Source organism: Gardnerella vaginalis (assembly GCF_001546485.1).
Classification (GTDB): domain Bacteria; phylum Actinomycetota; class Actinomycetes; order Actinomycetales; family Bifidobacteriaceae; genus Bifidobacterium; species Bifidobacterium vaginale_D.
The window spans coordinates 17,279-27,571 of the sequence record NZ_KQ956829.1; the positions used below are offsets into that span (position 1 = coordinate 17,279).

At 44.0% G+C, this 10,293-nt stretch carries 7 protein-coding genes and 1 other RNA gene; 2 read left to right on the top strand and 6 right to left on the bottom strand.

Annotated features, from left to right (window positions below; translation table 11 throughout):
- Positions 1 to 118 precede the first annotated feature (118 nt).
- On the bottom strand, positions 119 to 2,449 hold the full coding sequence (locus tag HMPREF3208_RS00265; protein WP_032814231.1) for a transglycosylase domain-containing protein: 2,331 nt from the start codon (positions 2,447 to 2,449) through the stop codon (positions 119 to 121).
- 174 nt (positions 2,450 to 2,623) lie between these two features.
- Here HMPREF3208_RS00265 and HMPREF3208_RS00270 point away from each other — a divergent pair, with 174 nt between their 5' ends.
- Together HMPREF3208_RS00270 and ffs are read left to right on the top strand one after the other, a co-directional pair.
- Positions 2,624 to 3,766: an inositol-3-phosphate synthase gene (locus HMPREF3208_RS00270; protein WP_064346664.1), complete on the top strand. Its 1,143-nt coding sequence runs from the start codon at positions 2,624 to 2,626 to the stop codon at positions 3,764 to 3,766.
- Between the two features lie 42 nt (positions 3,767 to 3,808).
- Positions 3,809 to 3,905, top strand: an RNA gene (gene ffs / locus HMPREF3208_RS00275) — signal recognition particle sRNA small type.
- A 466-nt stretch (positions 3,906 to 4,371) separates the two neighbouring features.
- On the opposite strand, the gene HMPREF3208_RS00280 is transcribed toward ffs, so the two are convergent.
- The 5 genes from HMPREF3208_RS00280 to dnaK all read right to left on the bottom strand — a co-directional run bounded on the left by HMPREF3208_RS00280 (position 4,372) and on the right by dnaK (position 9,821).
- Positions 4,372 to 5,121, bottom strand: coding sequence for an HAD family hydrolase (locus HMPREF3208_RS00280; RefSeq protein WP_016637072.1), 750 nt, complete (start codon positions 5,119 to 5,121; stop codon positions 4,372 to 4,374).
- Between the two features lie 151 nt (positions 5,122 to 5,272).
- On the bottom strand, positions 5,273 to 5,869 hold the full coding sequence (locus tag HMPREF3208_RS00285; protein ID WP_016637070.1) for a heat shock protein transcriptional repressor HspR: 597 nt from the start codon (positions 5,867 to 5,869) through the stop codon (positions 5,273 to 5,275).
- Between the two features lie 74 nt (positions 5,870 to 5,943).
- The gene (locus HMPREF3208_RS00290) at positions 5,944 to 6,987 is read right to left on the bottom strand and encodes a DnaJ C-terminal domain-containing protein (RefSeq protein ID WP_064346667.1); all 1,044 of its coding nucleotides are present in this window, start codon (positions 6,985 to 6,987) and stop codon (positions 5,944 to 5,946) included.
- Between the two features lie 213 nt (positions 6,988 to 7,200).
- Positions 7,201 to 7,947, bottom strand: coding sequence for a nucleotide exchange factor GrpE (gene grpE, locus HMPREF3208_RS00295; RefSeq protein WP_016637068.1), 747 nt, complete (start codon positions 7,945 to 7,947; stop codon positions 7,201 to 7,203).
- Positions 7,947 to 9,821, bottom strand: coding sequence for a molecular chaperone DnaK (dnaK, locus tag HMPREF3208_RS00300; RefSeq protein ID WP_064346669.1), 1,875 nt, complete (start codon positions 9,819 to 9,821; stop codon positions 7,947 to 7,949). The genes grpE and dnaK overlap by 1 nt, the downstream gene beginning before the upstream one ends.
- Positions 9,822 to 10,293 lie beyond the last annotated feature (472 nt).

A 10,293-nucleotide genomic window follows, 5' to 3' on the forward strand; every position in this document is an offset into this window, starting at 1 on the left:
TGCTGGCGATGAAAACCACCGAACCTTATCATCGGCTCACATTACCAAGTCAACACGGATTATAAGCATTCCCAATAAGTCAATTACCCTGCAGCTTACACTCAACACTATGTATCAATTACTGACCACCATGAGCAGCATCTGAACCTGTCTGATTCTCTCTGCTACTTCCATAAGTACTGTTGTTATAGCTGCTAGAACTGTCTGGCAATGTGCTATCACTACCGCTTATATGCTCATCACTATCCTCACTATTTTCTTTATTCTTGTTCTTATCTTTTTCCTTATTTTCTTTATTGTCATTTTGAGTTTTTTCACGCACATACACATGACGTTCACCCAAACCCCACGTGCCATCTGGACCTCCGACTTTACCCATATCTTTTGCTTCAGGGAACTTAACATTCGGCATGCCAACTAACGCTTGTTTCATATATCTTGTAAAGAGATGAACAGGATAATCGCTACCGCCAAGATACCCGTGGAATGGCTTAATTACTTGCGGACTACCATTTGCGTCCGGATTCCATATTGCAAACGCAGTCACAATATTTGGCGTAAAACCTACAAAACTACCAGCAGTTTCATCATTGGCTGTACCAGACTTACCTGCAACAGCTCTACCAAGCGCACGAGCTTCAATTGCAGTACCATGTTGCACTACACCAACCATCGCCTTCGTAGCTAATGCAGCATCTGCAGGAGAAAATACTTGTTTACCAGTGGTAGGAGCACGATAAAACTCTTTGCCATCAGGATTCTTCACACTAGCAACAATATGTAAATCTGGACGCCTGCCCTGATTAGCAAACGTAGCGTATGCACGCGCAATTTCATTCACATGCACTAAATCATTGCCGAGCACCGTAAACGGATTTTTACCATCTACTCGCCGAGGATTCAAACCAGCCGTAACAGCAGTATGCGCAACTTTGCTGGCACCTAGCTTATGTTGCAAATCCATATACACAGTGTTCACAGAATTTGCTGTAGCACTATATAAATTAATCATGCCATAGCTCATATTAGCAAAATTGCCAACAGGTTTATCAATGCCTTCAAACTTGCGCGGAGAGTTGCCATTGAACATAGTATCTAAACTTGTACCAGCTTGAATTGCACCCAATAGCGCAAACGGTTTCATTGTGGAACCAGGTTCATACAAAGCTTGTGTTGCATTATTCAACTGCTTAGCTAAATAATCGTCACCAGCATACACTGAAATAATTGAACCATCTTTCGCATTTACTGATATACCGCCAACCTGCAAACCTTGTGGCACAATTCCACGCCCTTCTTGGGTAGGACTTGCAACCTTAAACATTAAGTCTTGCTTAGCTTTATCAATCGTAGTAATAATGCGATATCCGCCACTATCAAGATCCTCTTGCGTAAATGCCCCATTGTGCGTTAACTCATCACGAACCATACGCAGCAAGTATCCTCGTGGTCCCGCATACATGTTCTGAGTAGTTTGCGTAATCGTCTTTGGTATTGTTGCTTGCTTTGCGTCAGACGCCGTAATATAACCATCTTCTTTCATAATGCGCAACACACGCTTAAAACGAATACCCGCTTCTTTTGGACCAATAGCAGGATCCCAACTACTTGGCGCTGGGATAATGCCCGCAAGCAATGCCGCCTGCGGCAAAGTTAAATCTTTTGCCTCAATACCAAAATACGCTTTAGCAGCAGCTTGAATACCGTATGCGCCACGACCCAAATAAATGGTATTCATATAATTGCAAAGTACAGTATTCTTGTCTTGCGTTTGTGCAATTTTCAACGCCAGAATAGCTTCGTGAAGTTTACCTAGATAAGTTTTCGTTTCACCAAGATAATAACGTTCAGCATATTGCTGAGTAATAGTAGAACCGCCCCAACGACCGTGTTTAGTAACATTATGAATGAGTGCGCGACCAATACCTTTAAAATCGATACCGCCATCATGATAGAACGAACGATTTTCTGAAGCAACAATTGCTTGACCAACATATTTAGGAAGCACAGAACAGTTAATAATTTCGCGATTTTGTTCAGCAAAAGAACCTAATTCTGTTTTGCCATCTGCGTAATATACCTTAGTTTTATCTGCCATAGCAACTTTGTCAGGAGCAGGTATGTCAGTAGTTGCGTACATGTAAGCAAAGATTGCTGCACCAAATAAAATAGGCACGAAAATAATAATTAACATCCAGAAAATAATAGGATGCCTTCCATGCCAAGTTTTTCGGCGCTGTTGACGAGTGTAAGCGCGTGAACGTTCTCGCCTTGAACCATGGTTGCCACTAGAGGTATAAGAAGCACGCGTACGAGAAGTATACGAGCCACGTTCATTTGGAGGAACTGTAGCAGGCATATCCGTATTTTTTTGCGATTGTGACGATATGCTCCTCGCTGATTTTTCACGAGAAGAAGCCGACCGACGCCCAGTTTTATGTACAACCATATATTCAACCGTAGCGCCCGGTGCTGAATTTTATTCATTCTACCGTTTTTATCGTTAAAAATAACTAAAAATGCAGCACATATTGGCATATATTGGTGAAGGCAATAGTATGATGAAGTATGTATAAATGCGGCATAATGCAATGCCGCTTATTGTCCCAGACAAGGAGTCTATATGAGCATCCGCGTTGCCATTGCCGGAGTAGGCAATTGCGCTTCGTCGCTGGTTCAGGGCGTTGAATATTACAAAAACGCTGATGACGGTGAGAAAATTCCAGGGTTGATGCACGCTGTTTTTGGCAAGTATCGTGTGCGCGATATTGAGTTTGTTGCAGCGTTTGATGTTGATGCATTAAAGGTCGGTCATGATCTGAGTGAAGCAATCGGCGCTTCGCAAAATAACACCATTCGTTTTGCTGACGTGCCGAATTTGGGCGTGGAAGTTATGCGCGGGCCTACTTATGACGGTTTAGGCGATTATTATCGTGAAATGATTGACGAATCAGAAGCTGAGCCAGTTGATGTAACTCAAGTATTGGAAGACAAACACGTTGACGTGCTAGTTTCTTATTTACCAGTAGGCTCTGAACATGCAGATAAAGCTTATGCAACAGCTGCTATGGAGGCTGGCTGCGCGTTTGTGAACTGTTTGCCAGTATTCATTGCTTCCGACCCTGACTGGGCACAAAAGTTCCGCGACGCAGGAGTACCTATTATTGGTGACGATATTAAAAGCCAAGTTGGAGCTACTATTACGCATCGCGTGATGGCTCGTCTTTTTGAAGATCGCGGCGTACGCTTAGATCGCACATACCAGTTAAATGTTGGCGGCAACATGGACTTTATGAACATGCTTCAGCGTTCTAGGCTTGAGTCTAAAAAGATTTCTAAAACTCGTGCAGTAACTTCAATCGTTCCTCACGAAATGGATGAACACAATGTTCATATTGGGCCATCCGATTACGTTGCTTGGTTAGATGACCGCAAGTTTGCTTTCGTGCGTTTGGAAGGCACCACTTTTGGTGACGTCCCATTAAATTTGGAATACAAGCTTGAAGTGTGGGATTCGCCAAACTCTGCTGGCATTGTTATTGATGCCGTACGCGCTGCAAAGATTGCATTGGATCGCCATTTATCTGGTCCAATTTTGGCTCCAAGTTCCTACTTTATGAAGTCGCCTGCTGTACAACATGAAGATAGTGAAGCTCGAGAGCTAGTTGAACGTTACATTGCTGGTGAAGTTGAGGCAAATGAGTCGCAACTTACTGCTGACGTTGCGACAGCTAAAGAACATGGTAAAAGCGTGTGGCGCGCCTAACACAACAAGCTCTCGACATGTAGCAAAAATCGTGTAAGATAGAAAAAGCCTCCGCGTGGCACTACGTCACCCAATCCCCCCAGGGCAGAAATGCAGCAAGGGTAAGTGGCCTCTAGTGGGTGCGCGGAGGTTTTTCTATACGTATAAGCACTTGAATTTAGGGTTATAGGCCCAAAAGTGTGCAAAGCTCAGCTGGTGGATGTTCTGGGGGTATAAGCTACAGCCGCAACACTCTGTTACTAACTCAGTTAACTAACTGAGTTAGTAACGCTGATCGGCAAAACACTGTTAAAAACTCAGTCAGTCGACTGAGAAAACAACACTCACAACCCAAATATCGTTACTAGCTCAGTCAGCCGACTGAACTAGTAACACTCAAGCCGAAGTGCTATTAAATATTCAGACAGTTCTTGCTTCAAACACTCCTAGCTTAAGGAATAGCCCACACTCAACACACTATGAGCCCCACTGCCGTAAGGGTTATGAGCTTACTTTTTACGCAGCTTTGTTCGGGTGTTGAAAATACTAAATCAACACTTTCTGAGCACGCTGAGCAGCTTTTTTGTTGTTTATTTTTGCAGCTTATTCTGGATTGTCATTTGATTTTATTCATTACATTGTTTTGTAACTAAATCTTTAAACGTTTGCGCAGTTACGCCCGCATAACCGTTGAGTTCTGCGTGATGCTTACTTTCGGATATGTTTGCGCGCGAGAAACCTGTTTGTGCAATTACAGTTGCTCCCGAATTCATTGCGGCAGTAAGACCTGATAACGAATCTTCTATGGCAATGCAATGAGCCATTTGCTTTGCAACTTCCTCATCTGTGCCCTCAATACCAACCATTTTCCCCGCAGCAAGATACGGTTCGGCGCTAGGCTTCGGCTTAAAACCATCGTCTCCACACACATACCCAGCGAAAGCACCTTCTGGAGCGTGGTTCACAATATTTTCCACTAAGCGTCGCGGCGAATTACTCACCAAAATAGAAGGAATACCAGCTTGAATAAGACTTCTGAGCACTTCGAGCACACCTGGAATCCACGGCACAGCCTCTGCTTCACGAGCAGCAACGTAATCAACCATGCCTTTGCCAATTTCTTCAACCGTTAACTTAGTGCCAGACGGAATCATTTTATTGGCAACAGTTTCAAGAGACCCGCCAGAACACTCCCAAGCTAAATCTTCATCCCAGTATCCACCGAATTTTTTTACCAAATAAAACTCAGACTCATGCCAGTACGGTTCGGAATCAATAAGAGTGCCATCCATATCCCAAAATACTGCGCGCAACGCATGTTTTTCTTCACTTGAGTTAAGAGTATTTGCCAACACATTCGTCGTCTGTTCAGCCATTCACAATCCTTTATACTGCTGTACTGCACATATATTTGTTGCAGCTTCTGTAGCACATTATGTTTCGCAATAATCCTGTATTACTTTTCGTACTATTCATTCTTCTCACTAATTTCTCACTACAGCACAATACGTAACCTTGTCTACGTTACTATAGGCTCCACGCTCGCCACAATACTACTGATTTATCATCCAAAACTGATTGGCCTTCTTTTTCGTGAATGCTTGCTGAAGACGTATATGATGATGGCAAAGCTTTTCGCTCTGTACGTATGTCCCGCCTCCAATGTCGTGCATTACGCGAACGATGCATTTCAACAATGTCACCATCTGCATTTGCCGCAAAAATATTACGATCAGAAGATTCTACTATTTCCGTTAAATGCCTTACGCGCCTCTTAAGCTGACGGTTTTCCTCTTGCAATGCCAAAATTTGCATAATTCCTGCAAGATTAATACCTTCATCTTGGCTTAAATGCTGAGTTTGTACAATTCTGTCAATATCTCGCAAAGAATAACGGCGAGCGCCTCCTTCTGTTCGCTGAGGCATAATCAAACGGAGTCGATCATATTGACGCAAGGTTTGCGGATGTGTATTAGTAAGGCGTGCTACATGACTGACAGTGAATACTGGTAAATCAAGGATAAAACCTACCTCGTCTGCGCCATCAAGCGTTGCATTACCTCGCACTAAAGCCACTGCACACATCTCATACAGCGCTTTAGTTTCACGCGTTATTGGCTTCATAGCACGCCTTTCTTACTACGTTATTGAATTGTTGCTATTCAACGTTGCTAAGTAATACTACTTAGTATTACTACTTAGTTTTGCCTGAGTTTTTTAACTTCTGCAACGTAGGCATCACCGGCAGTTTTATCAAATTCTTTTGCTGCATGTTTCAGTAGCATAGTTGCACGCTTCGGTATATGAATTTGTACAACACCAATAAAATCACCATGAGCACCTGGGACTCCAGCATCTTCAACATGAATTTCATCGCCGCTAGAAGACCCCGCAGGTACTTTAAAAGTCACAGGCTTACCATCTACGTCGTTCAGCATAACTTTTGCACCGTGTACTGCTTCACTCAACGTCAAAGGCAATGCTGCAACCAAATTATTACCACGTAAAGTGAATGTATTTGATTCCTCTACGTGAACTTGTAAATATAAATCTCCCGCAGCACCACCAAATTTACCGGGCTTACCTTTTCCTTTCAAACGAATTTTTTGACCGGCTTTTACACCAGCTGGAATATGCGTTTTGAAAGTTGTACCAGCTGCACGCAACGACACCGTAGCACCTTTAAAAGCCTGCTTAAAAGTGAGCGTAATATTCGTTGTTATATCTTCACCAACTTCAGGCATATTTTCCGGCTGTGATTGTGTATACTGTGCATTACCAAAATTATTCGCGCTTTGGAACCCAGATGCGCTTGGATTCTGCTGGCTTCCGCTAAACATGGAGAAAATATCCCCCATATTCGGTCCTGCCCCACTAGTTGTGAAACGAATGCGTGAACCGTTGCCGCCCATACCGGTTCCTCCATTAAACATGGAGAAAATATCCGAGAAGCTTGACGCGTCAAAGCCGCCTGCTCCACCAGCGCCACCGGCGAAACGAGCACCTCCTGCACCAAACTGACGAATAGCATCGTAGCGCTGACGCGTTTGGCTATCTTTTAAAACATCATAAGCTTCAGAAACGTCCTTAAACTTTTCCTCTGCTTCTTTTGTTTTATTTAAATCCGGATGATACTTACGTGCAAGTTTACGATACGCTTTAGTAATCGTTGCTTCATCAGCATCTTTGGAGACACCGAGAACCTTATAAAAATCCTTAGCTAACCATTCATTTTCAGCCATGTGTGCCTCCTTCCCTTATCAGCACATTGGCACACTACACGCTTTTATACTTGTATACTTACTTTTATGCTTTGCATCTCATGCATATAGTTACGCAATAAACGCAACGCACTATATGCATACTCGTGCTAACCCGACGACGAGTTAACACGAGTAAACCACAATTCACATACCCCAGCGGAGTATCAAAACCGCGTTATAGCAAATAAGCAATCACTCATTATGAGGAGATGCGACTACGACGCGAGCAGCACGGATAACACGATTCCCTATACGGTATCCTGCTTCAACAACAGCATCGACTGTTTCTTTCGTTGCATCTGGATCTGGTCTGTGCAAAATTGCATCATGCTTAGTCGGATCGAAGTCCTCGCCCTTTTCACCAAACTTTTCCACACCAAACTTTGCGAAAGCTTTATCGATCTTCGTTGCAACAGCTTTGAACGAATCATCCATCTCGCTATGCTCACGAATACGATCAATATCATCCAATGCTGGAAGCAATGCATTCAGCACGTCAGTAATGCCGTGTTCACGGAAAAGATCTTGCTCTTTCTTAGCGCGATTACGGAAATTAATGAATTCTGCGCGCTCACGCTGCAACGCTTCCAAGTATTCTGCAGCTTCTTTTTTAGCTTTACCCAGAGGTGTCAAACTATCTGAATTAGCATCTGCATCTTGATCAGTTTCAGAAGATTCTGCCGATTGTGTTGCAGTAGCATGTAGCTCAGATTTTTCAGCAGTTGCTTGGCTGGAAGAATCAGCAGAAACGTTGGTGTCAATATGTGCATCAGCTTGCGTTTCTGCTTGATTCTTACTATCTTCACTAGCATGTGCAGCATTGTCTGCGCTATGAGGCACTTGCTCACAATCTCGTGAAGTTTCACCAGCAACATTTGCGTCGAGCGAATCAGCATCGTTCATGTCTTGCAAATATTCATTGGCGTTAAACTCGGACATTACTTGTTGTCCTTATCGTCCTTGTCGTCATCCACCACTTCGGCGTCAACTACGTCATCATCCTTAGCAGCAGATTCTGCACTTTGTGCACCAGCAGCACCAGGAGCAGCTTGGTCACCATTTTGTGCATAAAGCTGCTGGCCAATCTTTTGAGCAGAAGTCATCAACTCGCTCTGAGCAGACTTAATCTTCTCAACGTCATCGCCCTTCAAAGCTTCCTTCAAAGCGTTCACCTTGTCGGTAACTTCTTTAGAGATTTCGTCGGAAAGCTTATCCTTGTTGTCGTTCACAAGCTTTTCAGTCTGATAAGCAAAGGCTTCTGCTTGGTTGCGAACTTCAGCTTCTTCCTTACGCTTCTTATCTTCAGCTTCGTGAGCTTCAGCTTCCTTCACCATGCGATCGATTTCGTCCTTTGGAAGACCAGAACCACCGGTAATAGTCATGGATTGTTCCTTACCAGTACCCTTATCCTTAGCGGAAACGTGCACAATGCCGTTAGCGTCAATATCGAAAGTGACTTCAATCTGAGGAACGCCACGAGGAGCTGGAGCAATACCAGTCAACTCAAAAGTGCCAAGAGGCTTGTTATCGCGAGCAAACTCACGCTCACCCTGGTAAACCTGAATCAACACGGACGGCTGATTGTCTTCAGCAGTAGAGAATACTTCCGAGCGCTTCGTAGGAATAGCAGTGTTGCGATCGATAAGCTTTGTCATAATGCCACCCTTGGTTTCAATACCCAAGGAAAGTGGAGTTACATCAATAAGCAGAACGTCTTTGCGGTCTCCCTTAATAACGCCCGACTGAACGGCTGCGCCAACGGCAACAACTTCATCTGGGTTCACGGACTGGTTAGCTTCCTTACCACCGGTAAGTTCCTTCACCAAATCCTTCACAGCTGGCATACGAGTTGAACCACCAACAAGAACCACGTGATCAATCTGGCTTACGGAAATTCCAGCGTCAGAAAGCACGTTGTTAAATGGTGTACGGCAGCGACCGAGCAAATCGGAAGTCATTTCCTCAAAGTGAGCACGAGTCAAAGTCTCATCCAAATGCACTGGAGTGCCGTCAGGAGTCATTGCCAAGTACTGCATAGAAATTGAGGTGGAAGTAGAAGAGCTAAGCTCCTTCTTTGCCTGCTCAGCAGCTTCCTTCAAACGCTGCAAAGCAATCTTATCCTTGCTCAAATCAACGCCGTACTTGTTCTTAACTTCGCCAACAAGCCAATCAATAATCTTCTGATCCCAATCGTCGCCACCCAAGTGGTTATCGCCATTAGTAGCCTGAACCTGAATTGTGGAGAATCCGTCGTCATCCTTACCAATTTCAAGCAAGGACACATCGAAAGTACCACCGCCCAAGTCGAATACCAAAATGCGCTCGTCTTCCTTGCCTTTTTCGAGACCGTAAGCCAAAGCTGCAGCAGTTGGCTCGTTAATAATACGAAGCACATTCAAGCCTGCAATCTTACCTGCGTCCTTAGTTGCCTGACGCTGAGCATCGTTGAAGTATGCTGGGCATGTAATAACAGCGTCGGTTACTGGCTCGCCCAAGTAGGCTTCAGCATCGCGCTTCAACTTCATCAAAACCTGTGCGGAAATCTCCTGTGGAGTCCACTTCTTGCCATCAATTTCAACAGTCCAATCAGTGCCCATGTGGCGCTTTACGGAGCTAATTGTGCGATCAACGTTTGTTACAGCCTGACGCTTAGCAACTTCACCGACCAAAATTTCGCCGGACTTGCTAAATGCCACAACAGATGGTGTGGTGCGAGCGCCTTCAGCGTTCACAATAACGGTTGGGCTGCCGCCTTCAAGAGTAGCAATGCAAGAATTTGTTGTACCTAAATCAATACCTACTGCACGTCCCATAATTTCTCCTTAACTCAGGATTGCACGTTTTGTGCAATTACGTTTTCCTTTAAGTTCTGTAGTTCGTAAGCTGAGTTTTATTTAGATTCCGTATTGGGAACTATATAAAATCTCAGCTTTTTTGCTTTCCAAAACTTGAGCCTACTACACTCAACTTGTAAAAGTCAACTTTTATTCCCAAAAATTACAAAAAACTTTATACAACTAGACTCAAGTTTTGCAGTTGCGCTCTGCAGACACTGAGTATTTATTGCTTAGAGAACTTTAACATTCATGCTCTGCAGACACTGAGTATTTATTGCTTAGAGAACACTAGCATCATTGCTGCTGCACACACCACACCAGACTCTCCTACCACGCACCCATCCGAAGCTCGGTTTTTCGACTCTAGTTGCACTAAGCAAACCACGCACTTTCACAACGAACTGCACGAGTCTATAAGTTTTGTGTTAAAGATTAACAAAGTAGAGGT